Origin of the sequence: Cytobacillus praedii (genome assembly GCF_001439605.1) — a bacterium.
In the GTDB taxonomy this organism is placed as follows: domain Bacteria; phylum Bacillota; class Bacilli; order Bacillales; family Cytobacillaceae; genus Cytobacillus; species Cytobacillus praedii.
On record NZ_LMBX01000015.1, the window covers coordinates 86,989 to 106,845 of the forward strand.

A 19,857-nucleotide genomic window follows, 5' to 3' on the forward strand; every position below is an offset into this window, starting at 1 on the left:
AATGTGTTTTTAAGCCACGCTGTTTGTCCATTCCTTCAATCTCATCTGCTCATAAGCTATTAATGTTCCACCATCCTTAAAAAGAAAGGAGGGTCTTTGATGTCAAACTTTGACCATTCGAAAAAGTGTCACTGCCATGATTGTGGAAAATCCAAGGATGACCACTGTGACAAATGTAAAGGTTGTATTTGTGATACGTTAAGAAAATTACAGACTCAAACTGAAGTAGATGTTTTCCTTGATGGCGGTCAAGTGTTAGAAGACGTTAGGTTCATTAACTTAAACAACAAAAATTGTTGTGCTTACTTCGTAGATCTTGAAACCGAGCCAGGTTCAACACTGATTGTAGACTGTCAAAAAATTGCAGCTATTCGTATAGAAGCTGACTAATCTCATAGAGAGAGCTGCCATCCTAATGGATGGCACTCTCTTTTAACTGTAAAAATCCATACATAGTTCACTATTAAACAACTACTTTATCCTTTTGTTTAGCCCTAATGACTATAACACTTTATTATTCCCAATAACTTGGTCTGCATAAAGGTTTAACCGTGTGATTACATTCCAAAATAAATTACTTAATATTTCCTATGACAAATATCTATACAAGGAAAATTGTCCTAACACATATATTTAATAATTCTTCACGAAATGAGGTTGACTGTGTGGCAAGCCCAACCTTTCATCCGGCAGCTGTTTATCCTATAGGAGTTTCTCACGTTCATAATGCAGCTGCAGACTTGAATAACGACGGGTCTATCGATTTAGCAATTGTAAATATTGGTTCAAACGATGTGACTATTCTTCTAAATACGGGTGCGGTATATTTACTGAAGCACCAGGAATCCCCTATTCGGTCGGTAATTCTCCAATTGCCATTACCGCAGCTGATTTGAATGGAGACGGTTTTATTGATATAGCCACAGCAAACGTAGGAACCAGTGATGTCTCTATTCTTTTAAATAATAGATTCGAGATATTTTCCCCGGGGAAAACAGTTCCTCTGACCATATACAGCTTTCCTTTTGATATCACTTCAGCTGATTTTAATTGTGATGGCATACCAGATTTAGCGACAGCAAATCCAGGTACAGATAATGTTTCTGTTTTAACTAACAACGGAGCTGCCCAATTTTCCGTAACTAACTTTCCAGTAGGTACCTTATGTTTATTTAATGGATTTTTTGTTATCATTTTACTAATAAGGTATAATAATCCACATAGGAGTGATATCCAATGAATATTCAAAAAAATAGTTTTGCTGATTTACCCACTAATCTAAATCGATCATTAATGAAAACTAAGATCCAAAAACAAATTAACTTAAATATGGATGAGAAAAATGATTTTAAAGATATGCTTTTGTTAATGATAAAATTAAGCAATGAAAAAAAAATAATGAAAGCTTTAGGTAGTGTAGATGCAAAAATACCTAAGACTGATAAAGAGCCTAATTACAAAAACAATGATAATAATAAAGAGTCCTGTCAAACTGATTCAGCTAAGAAAATGGATACCGATTCTATAAATAGTACAAATAATGAACTTAATGCTGAAGGATTAGAAGCAATTAGTATTAAATTAACTGCCAAGATACTGGGCATTAACGAAAAAGAAAAATTTTTTTAAAAGGAACGAAGTAAGTCCTTTTTCTATCAGTATGCTTTATGAGAATTAACAATAAATTTACAGTGCAAATATACTAGATAAATAATCAAACTTTATTATTAAATTATTGAAAAACTGAATTTGAAAGGAGTTATGTTGATGGTTGAATTTCTGTCAAGACTAGTTATTTTAACCACCTTTTGCACTATTTTGCCTTAATAAGATGCAATTATTTCCCCCACTTCTTTTTAATAAATTACTTATTTAGTTTAATTAAGCAGAAATAGTTATTAGTGAGCAACTACCAGTGATTTTAAAAATCCTCCGTTTGCAGTTCCTCCCATACCCTATGTGGCCTCTAATGCATGCCCCTTCCCCGCCTCTATTCAAAAAGGTCCTTAATCTACTTAGTATTCACACATTTTTTTAAGAAGCACTGACAAGTTATTAACAATCGAATATTTTATAATGCGTTATATTTTAACGCTCACTCCTTACACCATGCAGGTATATAGGTAAGTTCCTGCATGGTGATTTATTTTTTTACTCTTTTACACATTTACATCAAATTTCAAATACATTCATTTATACCGATTAAGAAATCCCATCTCCGAAATTCAACTTTTTTGTTAAACACAAATAGCTTGCTCGGTAACATTCTATTTAATCTTTCAAATAGCCTAATTTTAACTTTTATTGAAATTATCTAGACAAGTCTTTCTAATTTTACATATGTTATAAGACATTAAATGAAAGGAAATACTACTATGTCATCCTGTCAACAACTTGCAGATATTATCGGAGGCGAGGTAATTACCGCTGCTCCTGTCTGTATAGTTCAACGTCTTCGAAATAATAATGCCACTATTTTAGGCCCTCGTACTCGTTCCCCTTTATCACTTCCATCTGCCCTATCCTTTGAAAACAACAAAAATGGCCGAACACTTAACCTAGGTGAAACTGTCATCCGTCAAAATGAAATTAATCCATTCCTTTCTGCATTAAGAAGAAGAGGAATTATGGTTATAACTGTTCATAACCATTGGCTTTTTGATAAACCACGTTTAATGTATATGCATTGGGAGAATATTGGGGACCCGTTTGTGTTTGCCCGAAATAGTTTTGAAGCTGCTAGAGAGGTAGGCATTCTGTAATGACCAGCCATTTTGTGATGTTTTAAACGAATGTCACAATTGGCTCTTTTCTTTTTGACATACATAACTACTCTTTTATTTCCTAAAGACTTCATTCTCCTTCAAGATCTATTTTCTTTACTTCCAGCTGTTCAAGTGGATGATACTATGAAACTAAAATTCGAGTTAGAATTAGATTTATTTTTACTATTAGAGTTTGCGAAGCTCGCACTCGGCATCTACCTTTAAGAAGATGCTTTTTTATTTAACCGGGCTATTATTAAGTTCACTTAAATTTCGTACTATGAACAAAACATAAGTACTTATCACATTTTCATTCCCCTAATACTTTCAAACAATTATTTTTAGTATTATTTACCCTAGTTTTATTGTGATATAATACAAATGTCCTAATGTAAAAAAGCAAGGAGTTTATTATGAAAAAACTAGTCGATCCAATTGAGAATTTTGAAAAATTGTTACAGAAATATCCAGATGAAGTAAAGAATACATATGAATTTTATTCCTTTTTCAAAAAATTACCTTTGGCTAATCAAAGGTTTGATTACGTTCCAATCATTGAGTTAGGTACGATCTTCAAGTATAAAAAGCCTAAAATCTTCTTCGAAATGCGGAAATTTTCTAAGAAAAGTTCTGTTATTGATCTTATAACTTCTTCTGAAACGGATTTAGAGAGAGCGATAGACGTAATTAACAAATTAAAAAACCAATAAGTTCCTTCTATATCACATTTTTTATTAATAAATTACTTAATTACATTTAATTCTTATGTCATAGACATTTGATACTTAGAGCTAATTTACCCCTAATAATAGGCTTCCAGGGCGAGTCACCAATCTTATACTTACTCAACGTACTCTTTGCCCTGGATACATCGTGCTTAAAATGGTTCTAGACAGATACTTTTATTTAAACTCATAGTGAAAAAATTTATTCAATATGATTTAATAGGAATTAAGCACTATTTACTTGGAGGATTTTTCATTATGTTCTTGATTATGGCTATATTAAATAGTTTTTCACTTTTTGTTCTTGTTTCATTTATAATTAACTTCTTCGGTAACACAATAAAAACAAGATTAGCAAAAGTAGTATTAATTCCAACATCCATAATATTGTATTTTTACATTTTAAATTTTGCAGTTGACAACGGAAACAAATTATCTTTATTAACAAATTCAGCAATTCTTTTAGGACCATTTGTAATTCTCATAGTTGTAAAGATTGTTGTCTCACTGCTATCTTATATAATGGGCTGGAATGCGAATAAACAAAGACAGTACTAACATTAATTAAATACTTGTATTGATAAGTGGTAGCTTTAATGAGCTATCACTTATTTTTTTACAAAAAAATTTATTCCTTGATTTCATTAAGCGACACACATCTATCATTAAGTTAATTAACCATTTCTTTAACTCCTCAAATTAGGTAAAATAATGGAAAGGAGATGAATACATTGAGTGATACTAAAAGGTATTTTATTTTACTCCCTCCATTTGTCTTTTTATTAATAATGCTTATATTTTTACTTCCAGAAAGTAAATTGTTGTACTCTGTAATTGCTCCTCTTCTTTTTTGGTTGACTTATTATTTCTGGAAACATTTCGATAAAAAGTCGAAACAAAATGATAGTCAGCACAAAAGTTAAGTAGTTTATGCCTCTTGTTGAGGCTGTTTTTAATTAAACACTCTATCCAGAAAACATACTTACCCTTGTGTTTCACTAAATCCCCGTTAAAAATTTATAATAATTTATTTCATCACGGTTTTATCAGCCACTACAACTTGTAGATTATCTTCACAGCTTTGTCAGTTAATATAATTTAAACTTGTCACAATCACAAAACTTACGCAGGAGGAAAAACAGTTGCAGTGAGCCCGAGGTTAAGAGCATTTATAGCTGATACACCAACTCGATCAAAATTATCAGTAACTGAAACTCGATAGGTATAGTTACCAGCAGCACCAGGCACATCGACGTAAGTAAAGTTAGGGTGCCACTGATAAAATCTGGCTAGAGTAGCTCCTGATGTTCTTACGTAGTTTCCTTGCTGAAAGGTAACTGTTAATGTGTCAGATGGGTCTCTAATCAGATTATAAGTCAAACCATATTCTATGCTTGTTGCGGCTGAAATTGCTGTAACATTAGTGGTCACTGTAGCATCTAATTTAACCCTTTGATTAGCTTCAGTCGTAGTTACTTGTACATCCATAATAAAAAAATCATCAACGTCAGGGGGTATGTCAATAGAACTCCCTTGTTCGCCAGTAACAAAAAGAGTCGATCCTGGCCCAGCAGGACCTTGAATTCCTTGTATTCCCTGTGGTCCCGGTATTCCCTGTGACCCCGGTATTCCCTGTGGTCCTGGTATTCCCTGTGGTCCTGGTATTCCCTGTGGTCCTGGTATTCCCTGTGGTCCTGGTGGACCAATTAATCTTGGGAGCTGTGGCGGTTTTGAACCCGGACTAAGTGGACAACACCCCTGAAAAGGTTGGTTATTGTGAGCCATATCAATCACCTCATAAATATTTTATTTTATTAAATATGTTTTTAAGTATAATAAGGATTGGACGACTATACAGAACCTACCTTTTGTTTACAAAAATTGCCTTTTTTTATAAATGATAGACTAATATTGTAAATATTTTCATGGTGGTGAGATAGATGCAGTTAATAAAACACCTGACCTTTTCATTTCTAGGTGGTGTAACAGGATTATTAATCTATTATTTTGCTACTGGTAAAGATATAAATTGGACATCTGATGGGATATTTTTTGCCGTTATTGTATTAATCACCCTAATAGCCAATGGTAAGCTTGGCAAAAAACTTAATTCGAAAAATAAATAATCAACTAATCTATCATTTTGTTTCTATTAAAAAACATATAGTTGAATATTAATGAAGAAACAATATTGTGACGGCATGTATTTAACCACATATATTAAAAAGTGACAATAATGTCACTTCCTTGGTTAATATGTAACCATAATCGAAGGCTATTATTTTCTATTCCTTGTAAAATGGTAAAAAGAGGAGGAGGAATCTAGAAAATGAAAGCATTAAAGATAACAATTGGAATTTTATTTGCTGCAGTTATAATTGCATTGTCTATGACTCTTTTTGTAAAGAACGAACTTGCGGATATGTTAAACCCTTTTATCCCACATAAGGATGTTTTCGTAAAGATTGATCAAGTGGGGAAAAAGCTGGATCAATCAACATACGAATATTCCTTAGAAGGAATTAATGAAGATGGTAAGAAAATAAAGATTACATTCACCGCAAGTAAGCAATTACGGGAAGGCGCATACTTAAAAGTTGATACCAAAAGAACTTATGTGAAATCTTGGGAAGAGGTACAGCCGAATGATATGCCAACCGTTGCACAAAAAAAGCTAAAATAAGATATATGTATTTAAAGGTTAAGCAGTGAAGTATTTCACTGCTTTTTTTATTCACAAATTAAGTTAAATGTAAAAAACATAATTAACAGTTCTACGCCTTTGCATATAAGAATCAAAATTAGGTACTTTAATCTATAGCGAACAAGCCTGATATTCCAAACCTAGAATAAGAAGACTCAGATCCTTTCTCAGCAAAATTTTTTTCATTTTCTCTGCAATTTACGGGCTTTATATAAGTTATTTGGTTCGTATTTCTATTTATAATTTTGGTTATTATAAATTTATGAGCTTACTTTCAATCCCCTATAAGTAGCTCAGCAAGGCAAGTTAGCAATAACCAAATCCTTTGACAACAAAGCTTGCCTTGAATAACATATTTTCTGCCAACTTGTCCCTAATCATTACGTGGAAAATTACATATAATAATCTGAACAAAATATCCTTAGCCAATCAGTTTGCTTCTGAGCCATAATTGGCTCTTTTTTTAATTTACATTTTTACTCTTTTGCTTTCTAAAGATTTCATTCCCCTCCAAGTTCTATTTTCTCTAATTCCATCTGTTCACCTGTTGTATTCCATTCATCGTACTCACGGCTGCAAAAGCAAACCATCGCACGATTAATATCATCTGGAGAGCTATTGTGATTGAGGCAGCCTCGCTCCTAATTGTTGTGTTCAATTTCATCCTCTTCGATTATTAGATACTCACTATTGCGATATTCCTCATTTTTATTTCAAATTTTTTTAAAGCTTGATCAAGGTTAAGTTGATTTTCTGTATTAATCAAAATGTTCACTCTTTTTCCATTCAAATAAACAAAACATACCTTTTGCTTCATTAAGTTACATAATATTAAATAATTATCACATCCTAAGAAAAAGTTGGAGGTGATTAGCTTGATTGTGAATTTTTTTAGAGTATTTAACGCAATTGTTTTGTGGGCAATTGTTATATTTTTTCTTCCAAAGAAATCCTTTAAAAGATACTTACCCGTTACTTTATTTTCTTCATCCATTTTATTAATACAATCACTTTTAAACATATTATTTAAATGGTGGAAGGTAAAAGGAGGAACCAAATTCCTGATTTTTGATGATTTAGCATTTATATTTGGTCCATTTTTCACGATTAACTTATGGGTATTCCATTTCACTTATGGAAAATTTTCTTTGTACACACTAACAAATTTAGTAATAGATACAATTTTTGGATTTATATTAAATCCTTTTTTTCAAAAGTTGGGACATTACAAATTAAAAAATATGAATTCATTCGGACTCTTTCTCTTCTACTATTTATTTTCATTTATTAATTATGGTTTTCAAAAATATTATGAAAAACCTAGTACTTCAGAAGAACTAATTTCTATTTCCGAATTTGAAAGGAGGTAGTTTGATGGTTGAATTCCTATCTAGACTAGCACTCTTTTGCCTTAATGAAATGTAAAAATTAAAATCCCTCTCATATATAAATTACTTAACGAGCAGGTCGCTTTCATAGCTATTACTTTGGTTCATAATTGACTGTGACATTGAAGTCAGTATCTCCGATATAGCAAGTCAATTAGTCCTATTCATCTATATCATCACTTGAATTTTCTGTTCCACATAATGGGCCGATAATTTTTTCTACATTACATAATAAGACATCTTCCGAATTCCCTCATTCCCTTGCTAATTCAATAGTGGCTGATTCTTGTTCTTTTGTGTGGCAAGTGTCTCATTGCCAGCCGCTCTTTACACCCCATGATGTTTTGTCTTTCAATTCCTCCCCATGAATTCCACATGTTTCGCATCGATTATGTTCATCACACACGGTGTATGGGTAAGGATCATCATTCCCATGGCATTTCGGACAATCTCACACCCAATACTAACCATCTTCAAATCGGTCGGCGTACAATCCTCGATGGGGCAAGGTGAATTTCTGATCATTCATTTTGGTGTGACCAGATCGTGTCCGCTGAGGTATTTCTGGAATAAATAATTTAATATACTCAAATTCATTTATCCATCTCCCCTTTTACTTCGCACTTTGTGCTGAGAAACTGGTTGCTTATTTTGATATTTTAATTTTCCCCTATTACATAAAAGAAAAATATTTTGTAAAAAATAAATATTATTTACTTGGGGGCTGATTACATAAATGGCATATAAAAAGGAAAAAACGATAATAGTCTCAGCACTCACAGTTACCTTTTTTTTAATCGTTCGATTTGTACCAAAAGATAAAATACGTGAAGCACAACTAATATTTTTGTTTAAACAAGTATTAACTTGGCTATTTGGTCTGATAGTAGTCGAAATGGGCCTGATAAAATATCCCTATCGACTTTTCTTTAAAAAAGCTAGTAAATCAAGTTTTAGTTTTGAGTACTTTATTTACCCAGCCCTAAGTGTTTTGTATAATCTCCATTACCCAGAAAAAAGAAAGCTTTTAGTCAGAATTTTATTTAATACTTTATATCCATCATTAATAACTTTGTTAGAAATGATTGCTTTAAAATACACAAGACTTATTAAATATAAAAAGAATTGGTCCTGGTATTGGAGTTTTATTTCGATGTTTATAACCAACTACCTATCACATTTGTACTTCAAATGGTTCTTCAAAAACCAACAGCCAGAAAAGGCACGTCAGTAATCCTTTATTATTGATGTAGCTATATCTATTAAAACTGCCTTCTTGCAACAAGGTAGTTTTTATTTTTTGAAACACCTTTCCTACCTAAAGTTTTCATTCCCTTCAAGTTCTATATTCTCAAATTCCAACTGTTGTATCCCAATCATTGTCTCATGGCTGCACTTAGCAAAACCTCACACGTTTAATATCCTCTGGATTAACGAAAGTTCGCTGCTAAATGTTGTGTTCAATTGCATCCTCTTCGATTGTTAAATACTCACTATTACGAAATTCCTCAATTTATTCTTCAAATTTTTCAATGCTTGATTTAGATTAAGATAATATTCCGCATTGATTTAAATGTTCAACCCTTTTGATTCAAATAATCAAAATCGATCATTTGTTTACATAATATTCCTTTTACATTAATCTTAGATTGATACTGTTAATTTTTTCAAGGCGGTGTGATCTATGCATAGAATTAAACGTCTATCCTTTTCTCTTCTTTGTTTTATAATAAGTTACCTCGGTTACACCTTTGTATCTGGTACCAATGTTGATTGGATATATATCGGGATATTTGTTGGGGTTAATCTTACGCTTATAGTATTAGTTACTCTCATTGCCAAAGGGAGAATTGGCGAAAAACTTAAATCAAAAAACGAATAATCAATAAAGCTCTAACACTTCTGCAAAATCATTTATTCTATCCATATTTATTAGAAAATGACTGCCTGAATTAATTGTGTCTATTGTTGAAGACAATTTTTACTTGATCCATCCTTCATCCATTACTTGAAGTGCTGCTGCATCTTATTTATAGGTATCAACAGTCCCCACTGTTTGATCATTTCTTGATATATAATTTTCTTTTACTCTTCATTCATGCATCTCCCCTACATGAATTGCTTATTAAGCAGCTAACATTCATCCTCTTTTAGATCTGTCCTTCTACCATTTTCGAAATCTGTACCTTTTCAATATTTTTCCTTAAAGTAAAATAAACAATCATAACAATTTTTCAAAGGTGGGATTATTAAAATGGCTTTAGAAATGAGAAAAGAATGTGAGCGCTGTACGTCTCCAATTGAGAATGATTCAATAGCTTTTATTTGTGTACATGAATGTACCTTTTGCTTGCCTTGTACAGAAGAAATGAAAAATATCTGTCCAAATTGTGGTGGTGAATTAGTAAGAAGACCAAAGAGACCGCAACAATCTTGCTCCTTATAGCAAACAGGGTTGATCTCTGTTTTTTATTACACTATTAGCATATTAATCAGGCATGCCCTTCTAACCAAGTAAACTTAATAAATTGATTACTAAGACCACAACAGCCTGCATATGATATATTAGAAAAATTACACATAAAAGTGGTTATATTCTCATGGGGGAAGCATTTACTGCCATTCTTCTATTATAGGATTCCCGCTTTGGTTTTGTATTAGCCTGATAATAGCTCAAAGAGAAAGGAATCAAATATTAAGGGACATTTTATCAAATTTAAAAGATGCTGCATTTTTAAAGAAGGAAGAGTAGTAAGCTCTTTCTTTTTTTATTTCTAGTAAACTGAATATTTATTTGCAAATTACTCCCCGTTTATGAAAATTATGGTATAATTTCCTAGAACTACAACTAGAAAAACAAGAAAGTGAGGTAAAATCCATGCCAGAAATTAAATGGGGATCCCCAATAAGTTTAGCTTGTTTAGGTGTATTCTTAGGGGGATTAGGAATCTTTTTTAAGGCTATATGGAGTACTTTTTTGTAAACAGACTAATTTAGTCTGTTTTTTCATTTCATCATTTGGAAGCATGATCGTTCAAGAGTTGATTAATCTGCCTCTATCTTGATACAATTACTTTCTTTAACTCTGAGTCCTTTCGTTCTATCAATTCCTCAATGAATAGTATTTAATACAAGAATCATTCCGAAGTATTTATATATTTGATTCAAGGGCGTCAACCACTATCCAAATGTGAAGCTCTTTGCTGAACCCAAAAGGATTTTTATCATAATAGCCAAACTCTTCCTTTGGCTATCCTTCAGATACAAAAATCGGGCCCTCCCTCCAATACCTTTTGGAAGCAGACCCGATTTTTTACGTGCTCTATTAAATTTCAATCAGAATAGGAACAATCATAGGCTTTTTCTTTGTTTGCGTGTATACATGCTGTTGAATGGATCGTTTCACTTGTTTCTTAATTACGTTCCATTGAGTTCGATTTGCTTCCTGAAGCTCCGTTAGCGTTTTCATTGTCAGTTGATTGATGTCTCTGCGGAATGCCTTGAAATCTTTATCCATAAATCCGCGAGAAATAGTTTCTGGTTCGGAAATCAGTTTTCCTTCAGCTTTGCTCATCGTTAAGACAATGATTAGCATGCCATCCTCTGCAAATTGTTTACGATCTCGCAGCACATATTCACCCACATTCCCGACATCCCCACCATCAATATAGGTATTCCCAACTGGAATTGTTCGGGTCTGGCGGGCTATGCCCTTTTCAATATCAACCATATCGCCGTTTTTGATGATAAATGTATGTCCCTGCTCTACTCCAACCGATTCAGCTAACAGGCGATGATGGTTAAGCATTCTAAATTCACCGTGAATAGGGATAAAATATTGGGGCTTCATTAATGTAAGCATGAGCTTTAAATCTTCTTGATACCCATGGCCGGAAACATGCATGCCAGAAGTCGTTCCTGATCCATAAATTACCTTTGCTCCAAGCTCAAAAAAGTTGTCGACAATACTCGTTACATTTCTTTCATTCCCAGGAATGGGACCTGCTGCAAAGACCACCGTATCTTCTGGCAGAATCTCGACCCCGCGAAAGTTTCCAGTAGATAAGCGAGCTAGTGCAGCCAATGGCTCCCCTTGGCTACCCGTACATAAAATAGCTACCCTTTCTGGGGGCCATTCATTTATTTCTTGTTGGTCAATCAACATGCCATCTGGAACCGTTAAATACCCGCGTTCCATCGCAACCGCTACTACATTAACCATACTTCTTCCAAGCAAGGCAAGCTTTCGATGTGTCTTATGTGCGGCATTCACGATTTGCTGCACTCGGCTAACATTGGAAGCAAACGTAGAAAGGATAATTTTGCGTTTGGCTTTCCTAAAAGCCGCTTCCACATGTTCACCCACCATTTGTTCCGATGGAGTTAAGCCAGGACGTTCCGCATTCGTACTCTCAGATAATAAAAGCAGAACACCTTCTTTTCCGATTTCAGCCATTTTATGAATGTCCGAATGCTCATTATTCTCTGGTGTTAAATCAAACTTGAAATCTCCCGTATGTACAATATTTCCTTCTGGGGTGTGAAAGACCATGCCCAAGCAATCAGGAATACTATGAGTCACTTTGAAAAAGCTTACACTCAAATTCTCAAATTTCAAGTTTGAGTTTGAATTAATTTCAATCATTTCGCTTTCTCTCAGAATTCGATGTTCCTTTAATTTGAGTTCAATTAATCCGAGCGTGAAGCGTGTGGCGTACACCGGTACATTTAATTTTTTCAAGAAGAAGGGAATTCCCCCAATATGATCTTCATGCCCATGTGTGACAATTAATGCCCTGACTTTCTCTTTATTTTCTTCTAAATAAGCAATATCAGGTATGATCAAATCAATTCCTAATAAGCTTTCATCAGGGAACTTATTGCCACAGTCAATAATTAAAATATCGTTTGCATATTCTATTGCATACATGTTTTTCCCGATTTCGTTCAAGCCGCCTAGGGCGAAAATAGACAATATATGATTCTTCGCGCTCAAAATCCTATCCCCCCACAATAATTATAGGGTTAGTATGCCCTTTGGGGTCAGCTTTATCAGCAGGGTGACGTTCATCTAGGAAAAATTATGATGTCAGGCGAAAAATTCTCCTGTTTCCCGTACTTTTTCTGAAAGGATTGCAAAATAATCACAGGCTAATCCAGCGATATCTTTATCACATCATCCACATACTTTGTTGTATTATATCCATAAATCTCCAGCCTTTTTGGAATGACCTTTTCTCCCGGTATGTTTTCGTACAGCTCCATGCCTTGAACTGTGATAAAATAGCGTGGCAGATCCAGCTTATCAATTGGGACTGGGGTTCCATTCATTTCGTATTCCCGCCCGCTTCTATCGACGATCACCGCTTCCGTTTCTATTCCCATTGAACTCAAATGCGTTTCATCCTCTCCTATCATTCGGAAATGCAAGGACTCATATTGTCGATTTTTAACTTGATGATTACTTATGACTACTTTGCTCGGAGTCCCTATCTCCACCTTGTCAATTGAAATCGTACTGCCTGCATATTCAAACAATTGAGGTTCATCTTTCGAAACATCGAAATCAATGGTCTTATGGTCTTCGACCGTTAAATAAAGAGATCCAAATTGAACATTTACTTCTTTTGGATTTTCTTCAAATAGAGGGTCGAAGTGTGCCTGGTAGCTATCCCCACCCAAACCTTGATTGCCATAAGAGCTGTTAAGTAAATCGGTTTTTACTTTTCTCTTGTTCACTTCAATGCTGTCAAAGGAAACAGATTCAATCCGCTTCTCCAGCTGCATATTTTGGATATCATACTGTAATAGGGATGCAGTTGGCGCAATCGTTAATTTATTTATTCTAACCGGAATCCCCTCAAGTTCTATTTCCTTATCCAGCGAATATTCGCGGGAAGGGCTTTTTGTTACTGGGATTTCAAAGTTCCACTCTCCGCCTCTTTTATTGCCATCTACTCTGTATCCCATATAACTAACAGGATCAGAAGGATCATGGATCAATTTCTGCAGTCTTGTGACCTTCAGCTTGATCGTCCCACTATCTGTTTTGAGCGGTAGCAGACTGATCTTCCCCTGATACACATTCTTTTCTTCATTCTTTTGGTTAGGGAGATAGTATTTTGGATTTGCTGAACGGTTCATAATTTTACTTTCGTTCTCAACCACAACCCCGTCACGATAATTCATTATATATTGATTGTCCTCATTCATATCTACAATTTCGTAGAAAATTAACGTCTGAATTTCATCTGCAATCACACTTTTAATCGTAATTTTCACACCGGCACTTTCCGATTCCAGATTCAGTCGTTTGCCCAAATCATGTTGAAGATAGCTGCGCAGCTCCAGATCTTCTTCTGTCCACGAATAGTAAAGAGAGGAGAACCAGCCCGTAATAAATCCCGTACATACGAACACGATGAAGACACTTGCTGAAATGAGTCCGATTTTTTTAATTTTCTTTACCCTCAGCTGTTTTTGCTTTTCCTCTTCTGCGAATCTGGTTTTAATTTTCTTCATGAAACCTGATGGCACATGAAAATCTCCAACCTCTTCAGTAAGCTGTAGCATGGCGGACATGACTTCTTGAAATGTAGCCAAATCCTCCTGACAGTTTTGACAGTGATAAAGATGCACCTCGAATTCAACCTTTATTGGCCTAGCGAGTGTTCTTTCTAAGTAATCAATGTAAAGCTTATGATTTTCCTTACAGCCGTCATAATGTGATCCATATCCCGACTTTTCACGAAGTGACTGGATGCCTGAAAATAAATGAGCTTTCATCTCCTCAACTGAAACCTTGAGAATGTGTGCGGAGTCCTCCAGAGAAATTCCTATTACATATGTAAGGACCAGCGCTTCTTTTTCATAATCTCTTAATTGATCAAACGCTTGAAACACATTCTGACGCTGTTCATCTTTCTCTGAAACCTTGAAACGATTTTCTTTCGTAAGCTCCCGGCAGATATGTACGAAAATAGAAGTAATCCAGCGATCAAATGAAGCGTCTCTGTTAAATCGAGACAGCTCCTTATGTACTCTTAAAATGACACGATAAAAAAGCTCTTCCATTTGCTCCTGATTCCTAAAATAGGACCAGCCGAGCGTATAAAAAGATACCTTATGATGATCAAGCCAATCTATGATGGATTCCAAGCTCATTTGAGACTCCTCAGAAATTCGATTGGAACCAATTTTTACTGGGATCAAATTGGTTTCCCCCCTTTTTATAATTGATTTAAAACTTCATGCTGACCATTATTCTGATCATGTGCATTTTAGCTATCCAACTTTCCAGTTCCACCATATTTTTCTATTTTATTCATCATATCATATGGGTGCATAGCCTGTACCTATGGATTAATTGATGATTCAGGAATAACTAAATGATAGACTAAGTCCTTCAATCCCTGCATAATTGGAAAGTAATAAGTCCATTAGCTTGTAAGTTTTCAAGTAAATCATAAATGGCAGCCAAAGCCTAAGTAATCATGTCCAATAGGCAACTGGGTACAATCATCAAGAATATTATCTTCAATTCAGCCATTGTAATTAAAAATTAAAATAGATATTCAAAATATTAAACAACAAATTAAGATTATTAATTTTTTTCGATAAAAATATTTAATTTTATTGTTTATTTTTAAAATTACTTGTTATATAATCAAATCAATTAAAAGAAAGGAATGTCAATATGGCTTATAAAGTAATCACAAACTGCCCTGTCTGCAGTAAAACATTGAAAATTACAAAGCTGCAGTGCTCTCATTGTCACACGACGATTGAAAATGAGTTTGAATTATCCAAGCTGGCATCCTTATCAAAAGATCAGCTTCATTTTGTCGAAGTATTTTTAACATGCAGAGGGAATATCAAAGAAGTTGAAAAGGAACTGGGGATTTCGTATCCAACGGTTCGGGGCAAGCTAACAGACATTATTTCATCGCTTGGATATGAGCAAAAGAAGAAAAATGAAGTAGACGAGAAAAAGATTGTTACTATGCTGGAAAATGGAGAAATTTCACCAGAGGAAGCGATTAAGCTCTTAAAAGAGGAATAGGGAGGAATGTATCATGAAAGAAGAAATTTCAAGAGTGTTAACAATGGTTCAAGAAGGAAAGATTGATGCAGATAAGGGATCTGAACTGATTCAAGTATTAAAAGAGAAAGAAGACACTGGTAATAAGCCTTTTGAAAAACCAAGTAAATATTTAGATAAAACATTAAAAATTCGTGTAGTATCAACCGAAAATGATAACGTCACGGTCAATTTGCCTATAAAACTTGTCAGGGCCGTATTAGTAGCTGGACACAGCATCGCATCAAGTATTCCTCAATCCGAAAAATATGTTAAAGATATAGACATAAACCTTATTATTGAAGCAATTGAGAACGAATTAGACGGCCAAATTGTTGATATTAAATCGGCAAATGGGGATACCGTTTCGGTTATCATTGATTAGTGATTCGCTTATGATGCATGTAAAAGTGAAAGCAAAAGACGTTCGGTTTACCATCCCCATCCCCTATGCTGTGTTAAACATTGTTATTTCCATTTTGTCCTCAAAATTTGTTCAGCACCAAGCAAACAAATGGACAAAAGAGCACTTCGAAAGAAAAAAACTGGACCTTTCCATCCCACAAATAGACAAAGAAATGCTAAAGCCTATCGTCCAGGAACTGAAAAGTTATAAAGGGCTCGTGCTAATAGATGTCAAAGCTAAGGACGGGACTGAGGTTAAGATTCGGCTATAGTTTATTACTCGCTTAACAATACCGAGAAAATTGTCATGTGATTATTTTTAAAGCATAAACAAACATACCCCCGTTCTTCTTTTAGGACGGGGGTAAAAAAATATAACCATTATTGTCGGTTATAAATCTAATTATAGCAGCTGATAAATTCAATAATATTTAAAGATATTTTAAAGAATAACCCCTGAAAAGCTCCCTTTTAATCCTACTTTCCATCCTGATTTTTGCATAAAAAAGGTGAAGACAGCAATAACTCTTTATTGCAATCCTGACTCCATTCATCCTACAATAGAGGCAAATCTAGATTGTCATACTGTAACTTTATCTAATTGGTCAATCACACAAGAAATCGAAGGATTGCTTCAATTTAACTGCATTCAAGATGTTCAACCTGATCATAAAGAAGGTTGAGTGGCAGAGGGTATCTTGCTAAAGGAGGAGCTAAAAACATTCTATAAATGTGGAAAATGTAAAGGGAAATATCAATGATGGCAATGTAAAGTTCGTTGAAACACCTGCTCAAAGAATCTGCATTACAAATAAACAATTCGATTTAAAAGAAATAATTCATTTGCAGCAATTCTACTTGGAAATATTTTGGAATTACATGTTAAAATATAGTAAATATAAGAAAGGAGGAGATACGTTTGCCTTTATGGCTATTTATGGTAGTTTTAGCTTCTGGATTTATAGCTATAGGAGTTTTTATTGATTACAATTATAAAAAGAATGAACGATTCATTGATACAAAAAGACTATCTAGAGAAACTAAGGATAACTTTGGTAATAGTAGTTCTTTTATGTAGTTCAAACAATTTTCACTCATACTAACCGATTTACTTTTGAGGTGCAAAATAAAAAATAACACTTAATATGGCAAAATAAAAAGCAGGGCAATTTGCAAAGGAATACGCCTTGCTTTCTTTTAATGCTCAACAATGTTAATCCTTCCAACATATTGAGCATCACCTCTGTCCGTATGAAGATTTACCTCCATTACATACTCACCTTTACTTTTTGGCAAATTGAAAGAAATATCGCTTACCTTCAAATCTGACTTTTTATCATTTTGCCAAACTGAAACACTTAACCCTTTAGGTGCAAAATCTGTATGTTCAAAAAGTAAATCAACTTTTTCTCCTGCAATAAAGTTCATTTGTGGTTGTTGTTTTGCCAACGAAGAAATGTCTTTTATTTTTAATTCTTTTTTAACTTTATTACCCTCTCCACGCCAAACAATATTTGCTTCTGCTAATTCTTCTGACTCAATAGTACTATTGCTTGAAAGTTTAACAGAGGGTGGGTTAAAGTTATAACTTTCCCCAAAGCATCCTGTTAAAGAAAAGACGAAAAACAATCCGACAACCATTTTCCAAAATTTTTTCATATAAATTTCACATCCATACATTTTTTTACTAAAAATCCTTTTATCAATTGAATTATTAAATTATTATTTGCCTGTAACCGCTAATTTATATTTTATCATAGATGATTATTGGCTAAAAATAACAAGTTCAACATTAAAATGCAGGGATTTCAAGACATATAAATGTTGTCTTTTAAGTCAGTATTTCATATGCTAAGTCCTTTCTCATAACCCTCTATAAATCTATAAAAATTAGGATGCTAAATACATTGCGATTTTGCATCCTATTTGCGTTGCTTTTTACTGTTTTGCACTCTTAAAGAGAACCCGTTAGGTTCATACGAATGCCTTTTCTTATGCTATTTCAAGTGCTAAATATGGATTGAATATCAAACCAATTCAATGGCTAATCATTCCACATCAGATGATGGTATCTCCGTTGAATACAGTTCTTCAAAATTCATCGTACGAGCCTTTATTTTATTTCTTTATTCTCTTTTCCATCTGTTCTGCTGTCTGTTTCGAATGTGGATTTTCTTCCTTTTGTAATTTATCAATGATGTTCATATAATCTGTTTCATTTCTGTTCTGACTTAGTTTATAAGCGGCCTGGATTTCTTCCACTTTAATCTTAAATCCAACAATTCCTTTAAGTTGAGTTTCTAATAGTTCCGGAGAAAGTTTATCCCATAATACTGGCTTTTCGCGATTTTGTTCATATTTTTCCAGCATCCTTGTTAAATCTTCTATTAACTCATTTCGCTCTAGTATACTTGCTTTTCCATACATATGGATTGACTGATAATTCCAAGTCGGGACGTTTTCATGGGAATACCAGGAGGAAGAAACATAAGCATGCGGTCCCTGAAACATAACAAGCACACTTTCACAGGCTTCAAATGTTCTCCACTGAGGATTTCCATATGCCATATGCCCTGTAATATAGGTATCATCGCCTTTTTTTATTACCCCTAATGGCAAATGAGTGGCAATTGGTTTCCCTTGCTCTGTTGTAATAATCGTGCCAAAAGAGTGATTTTGAACAAAATCCCAAATCTCATCATCATTTGTGACCTTAAAATACTTTGGAATATACATCATCATCCACCTTTCCTATAAAAAGTTATATAAGTGTTTTGGCCATTATAAAGTCGATTTGTTCTTCATCACCCATATAAAAAGAGTGAGCTCCCGTTTGAACAAACCCCATTTTCTTATAAAAAGCGATCGCATTTTCATTTTTTTCCCAAACACCTAGCCAGATGTTCTTTTTCTTGCGATCCATCGCAATTTCCATCGCTTTATTCAGCAGATATTTACCAAGTCCATGTTTTTGAAACTTGTTCTTTATATATATCCTCTCGATTTCAAGCGACTCATTCCCCATTTCTTCAGTTTGGGCATCACCGGTATTGACCTTTAAATAGCCAGCAATTTCACTGTTATAATAAACAAAAAAGAATTCGGAAAAGGGATTGCCTACTTCTTTTTCTAATTGTTTTAAGTTAAATGCCCTTTCCAAATAAGCTTTCATATTTTCCTGCGTGTTCTGATGCTTGAATGTGTCATTAAATGTTTCATGACTAATCTCCTGAAGATTGCCTAAATCATCAGGGGTGCATTTTCTTGTCTTTATCGTCATCTAAATCGGTCGCCCCTTTTGCTAATCAATAATTTCTCTTGTTTCCCTTTTTTACAAATTCCCAGTCCTTTTCTACATTTTTTCTCACTCTTTGAAGAAGATTGAAGATGGTATCTGCCTCTATTTCGGAAAATCCCTCTAATGCCACACCATTGGAATAATCATTTTCCTTTTTGATAAACGGATACACCTGTTTTCCTTTCTCTGTTGGAAAGAGCTTTTTAATTTTTTTGTTCTCTTGATCGTCTTTCTTTTCAATAAAGCCATTCATTTCTAGTTTTTTTATCGCACGGGCTGCAGTTGTTCGATCTACTTTTATCATTTCCGCTAACTTTTCTTGGATAATTCCTGGGTTTTCACAAATTCGCACAAGGTACAAATATTGCCCTTTTGTAAGTTCATATTCTTTAAATTCGATATTACTTATAGAATCTAACGCTCTTGCTATCATGCCGATTTCTCGAAGAATTTCCTTCATGCTTACCTCCTCTATGTGAATTTTTGATGTAG

Annotated in this window: 23 protein-coding genes; 15 read left to right on the forward strand and 8 right to left on the reverse strand. The window is 34.0% G+C overall.

Annotation, left to right across the window (positions count from 1 at the left end):
- Window positions 1-99 precede the first annotated feature (99 nt).
- The 7 genes from ASU02_RS16150 to ASU02_RS16175 all read left to right on the forward strand — a co-directional run bounded on the left by ASU02_RS16150 (window position 100) and on the right by ASU02_RS16175 (window position 4,048).
- Window positions 100-390, forward strand: coding sequence for a hypothetical protein (locus ASU02_RS16150; RefSeq protein ID WP_057765437.1), 291 nt, complete (start codon window positions 100-102; stop codon window positions 388-390).
- Between the two features lie 275 nt (window positions 391-665).
- The gene (locus ASU02_RS25955; protein ID WP_082631832.1) at window positions 666-896 is read left to right on the forward strand and encodes a hypothetical protein; all 231 of its coding nucleotides are present in this window, start codon (window positions 666-668) and stop codon (window positions 894-896) included.
- A complete protein-coding gene (locus ASU02_RS27400) occupies window positions 893-1,240 on the forward strand; it encodes an FG-GAP repeat domain-containing protein (RefSeq protein ID WP_157684520.1) in 348 nt (115 codons plus the stop codon). Before ASU02_RS25955 ends, ASU02_RS27400 begins: the two co-directional genes overlap by 4 nt.
- Window positions 1,237-1,629 carry a hypothetical protein gene (locus tag ASU02_RS16160; protein ID WP_057765440.1) on the forward strand — a complete coding sequence of 131 codons (393 nt, stop codon included), beginning with the start codon at window positions 1,237-1,239 and terminating at the stop codon, window positions 1,627-1,629. Before ASU02_RS27400 ends, ASU02_RS16160 begins: the two co-directional genes overlap by 4 nt.
- Window positions 1,630-2,375: 746 nt before the next feature.
- Window positions 2,376-2,762 carry a DUF1259 domain-containing protein gene (locus ASU02_RS16165; protein ID WP_057765442.1) on the forward strand — a complete coding sequence of 129 codons (387 nt, stop codon included), beginning with the start codon at window positions 2,376-2,378 and terminating at the stop codon, window positions 2,760-2,762.
- Between the two features lie 416 nt (window positions 2,763-3,178).
- The gene (locus ASU02_RS16170; protein ID WP_057765444.1) at window positions 3,179-3,475 is read left to right on the forward strand and encodes a hypothetical protein; all 297 of its coding nucleotides are present in this window, start codon (window positions 3,179-3,181) and stop codon (window positions 3,473-3,475) included.
- A 273-nt stretch (window positions 3,476-3,748) separates the two neighbouring features.
- Window positions 3,749-4,048: a hypothetical protein gene (locus ASU02_RS16175; protein WP_057765446.1), complete on the forward strand. Its 300-nt coding sequence runs from the start codon at window positions 3,749-3,751 to the stop codon at window positions 4,046-4,048.
- Between the two features lie 564 nt (window positions 4,049-4,612).
- On the opposite strand, the gene ASU02_RS25965 is transcribed toward ASU02_RS16175, so the two are convergent.
- Window positions 4,613-5,275: a hypothetical protein gene (locus ASU02_RS25965; RefSeq protein WP_082631834.1), complete on the reverse strand. Its 663-nt coding sequence runs from the start codon at window positions 5,273-5,275 to the stop codon at window positions 4,613-4,615.
- Window positions 5,276-5,430: 155 nt separating this feature from the next.
- Here ASU02_RS25965 and ASU02_RS16190 point away from each other — a divergent pair, with 155 nt between their 5' ends.
- Both ASU02_RS16190 and ASU02_RS16195 read left to right on the forward strand, forming a co-directional pair.
- Entirely contained in the window at window positions 5,431-5,616 is a 186-nt protein-coding gene (locus tag ASU02_RS16190; protein ID WP_057765450.1) for a hypothetical protein, read from the forward strand.
- A gap of 203 nt (window positions 5,617-5,819) precedes the next feature.
- A complete protein-coding gene (locus ASU02_RS16195; RefSeq protein ID WP_057765452.1) occupies window positions 5,820-6,173 on the forward strand; it encodes a YxeA family protein in 354 nt (117 codons plus the stop codon).
- 697 nt (window positions 6,174-6,870) lie between these two features.
- Here ASU02_RS16195 and ASU02_RS26450 read toward each other — a convergent pair.
- Window positions 6,871-7,299 carry a hypothetical protein gene (locus ASU02_RS26450; protein ID WP_157684521.1) on the reverse strand — a complete coding sequence of 143 codons (429 nt, stop codon included), beginning with the start codon at window positions 7,297-7,299 and terminating at the stop codon, window positions 6,871-6,873.
- 1,019 nt (window positions 7,300-8,318) lie between these two features.
- On the opposite strand from ASU02_RS26450, the gene ASU02_RS16205 reads away from it, so the two are divergent.
- Together ASU02_RS16205 and ASU02_RS25970 are read left to right on the forward strand one after the other, a co-directional pair.
- Window positions 8,319-8,816 carry a CBO0543 family protein gene (locus ASU02_RS16205; RefSeq protein WP_057765456.1) on the forward strand — a complete coding sequence of 166 codons (498 nt, stop codon included), beginning with the start codon at window positions 8,319-8,321 and terminating at the stop codon, window positions 8,814-8,816.
- 1,020 nt (window positions 8,817-9,836) lie between these two features.
- Window positions 9,837-10,028: a DUF1272 domain-containing protein gene (locus ASU02_RS25970; RefSeq protein WP_082631835.1), complete on the forward strand. Its 192-nt coding sequence runs from the start codon at window positions 9,837-9,839 to the stop codon at window positions 10,026-10,028.
- An 879-nt stretch (window positions 10,029-10,907) separates the two neighbouring features.
- Here ASU02_RS25970 and ASU02_RS16215 read toward each other — a convergent pair.
- Both ASU02_RS16215 and ASU02_RS16220 read right to left on the reverse strand, forming a co-directional pair.
- Window positions 10,908-12,578: a ribonuclease J gene (locus ASU02_RS16215; RefSeq protein ID WP_057765460.1), complete on the reverse strand. Its 1,671-nt coding sequence runs from the start codon at window positions 12,576-12,578 to the stop codon at window positions 10,908-10,910.
- 155 nt (window positions 12,579-12,733) lie between these two features.
- Window positions 12,734-14,794 (reverse strand): DUF4179 domain-containing protein, encoded by a 2,061-nt coding sequence (locus tag ASU02_RS16220; RefSeq protein ID WP_232426272.1) that lies wholly within the window; start codon window positions 14,792-14,794, stop codon window positions 12,734-12,736.
- A 484-nt stretch (window positions 14,795-15,278) separates the two neighbouring features.
- Between ASU02_RS16220 and ASU02_RS16225 the strand changes: the two genes are divergently transcribed.
- From ASU02_RS16225 to ASU02_RS26455, 4 genes are all read left to right on the forward strand, one after another.
- Window positions 15,279-15,644: a DUF2089 domain-containing protein gene (locus ASU02_RS16225; RefSeq protein ID WP_057765464.1), complete on the forward strand. Its 366-nt coding sequence runs from the start codon at window positions 15,279-15,281 to the stop codon at window positions 15,642-15,644.
- A gap of 13 nt (window positions 15,645-15,657) precedes the next feature.
- Window positions 15,658-16,047 carry an SHOCT-like domain-containing protein gene (locus ASU02_RS16230; protein WP_057765466.1) on the forward strand — a complete coding sequence of 130 codons (390 nt, stop codon included), beginning with the start codon at window positions 15,658-15,660 and terminating at the stop codon, window positions 16,045-16,047.
- A gap of 10 nt (window positions 16,048-16,057) precedes the next feature.
- Window positions 16,058-16,339 carry a hypothetical protein gene (locus tag ASU02_RS16235; RefSeq protein ID WP_057765550.1) on the forward strand — a complete coding sequence of 94 codons (282 nt, stop codon included), beginning with the start codon at window positions 16,058-16,060 and terminating at the stop codon, window positions 16,337-16,339.
- Window positions 16,340-16,986: 647 nt separating this feature from the next.
- The gene (locus tag ASU02_RS26455) at window positions 16,987-17,145 is read left to right on the forward strand and encodes a hypothetical protein (protein WP_157684522.1); all 159 of its coding nucleotides are present in this window, start codon (window positions 16,987-16,989) and stop codon (window positions 17,143-17,145) included.
- Window positions 17,146-17,264: 119 nt separating this feature from the next.
- Here ASU02_RS26455 and ASU02_RS16245 read toward each other — a convergent pair whose 3' ends face one another.
- The 4 genes from ASU02_RS16245 to ASU02_RS16260 all read right to left on the reverse strand — a co-directional run bounded on the left by ASU02_RS16245 (window position 17,265) and on the right by ASU02_RS16260 (window position 19,825).
- Window positions 17,265-17,726 (reverse strand): hypothetical protein, encoded by a 462-nt coding sequence (locus tag ASU02_RS16245; protein WP_057765470.1) that lies wholly within the window; start codon window positions 17,724-17,726, stop codon window positions 17,265-17,267.
- A gap of 459 nt (window positions 17,727-18,185) precedes the next feature.
- Window positions 18,186-18,803, reverse strand: a complete 618-nt coding sequence (locus tag ASU02_RS16250) for an FMN-binding negative transcriptional regulator (RefSeq protein WP_057765472.1) — start codon at window positions 18,801-18,803, stop codon at window positions 18,186-18,188.
- Window positions 18,804-18,828: 25 nt separating this feature from the next.
- Window positions 18,829-19,347, reverse strand: coding sequence for a GNAT family N-acetyltransferase (locus tag ASU02_RS16255; RefSeq protein WP_057765474.1), 519 nt, complete (start codon window positions 19,345-19,347; stop codon window positions 18,829-18,831).
- A gap of 25 nt (window positions 19,348-19,372) precedes the next feature.
- Complete coding sequence (locus ASU02_RS16260; RefSeq protein WP_057765476.1) at window positions 19,373-19,825, reverse strand: MarR family winged helix-turn-helix transcriptional regulator; 453 nt, start codon at window positions 19,823-19,825, stop codon at window positions 19,373-19,375.
- Window positions 19,826-19,857 lie beyond the last annotated feature (32 nt).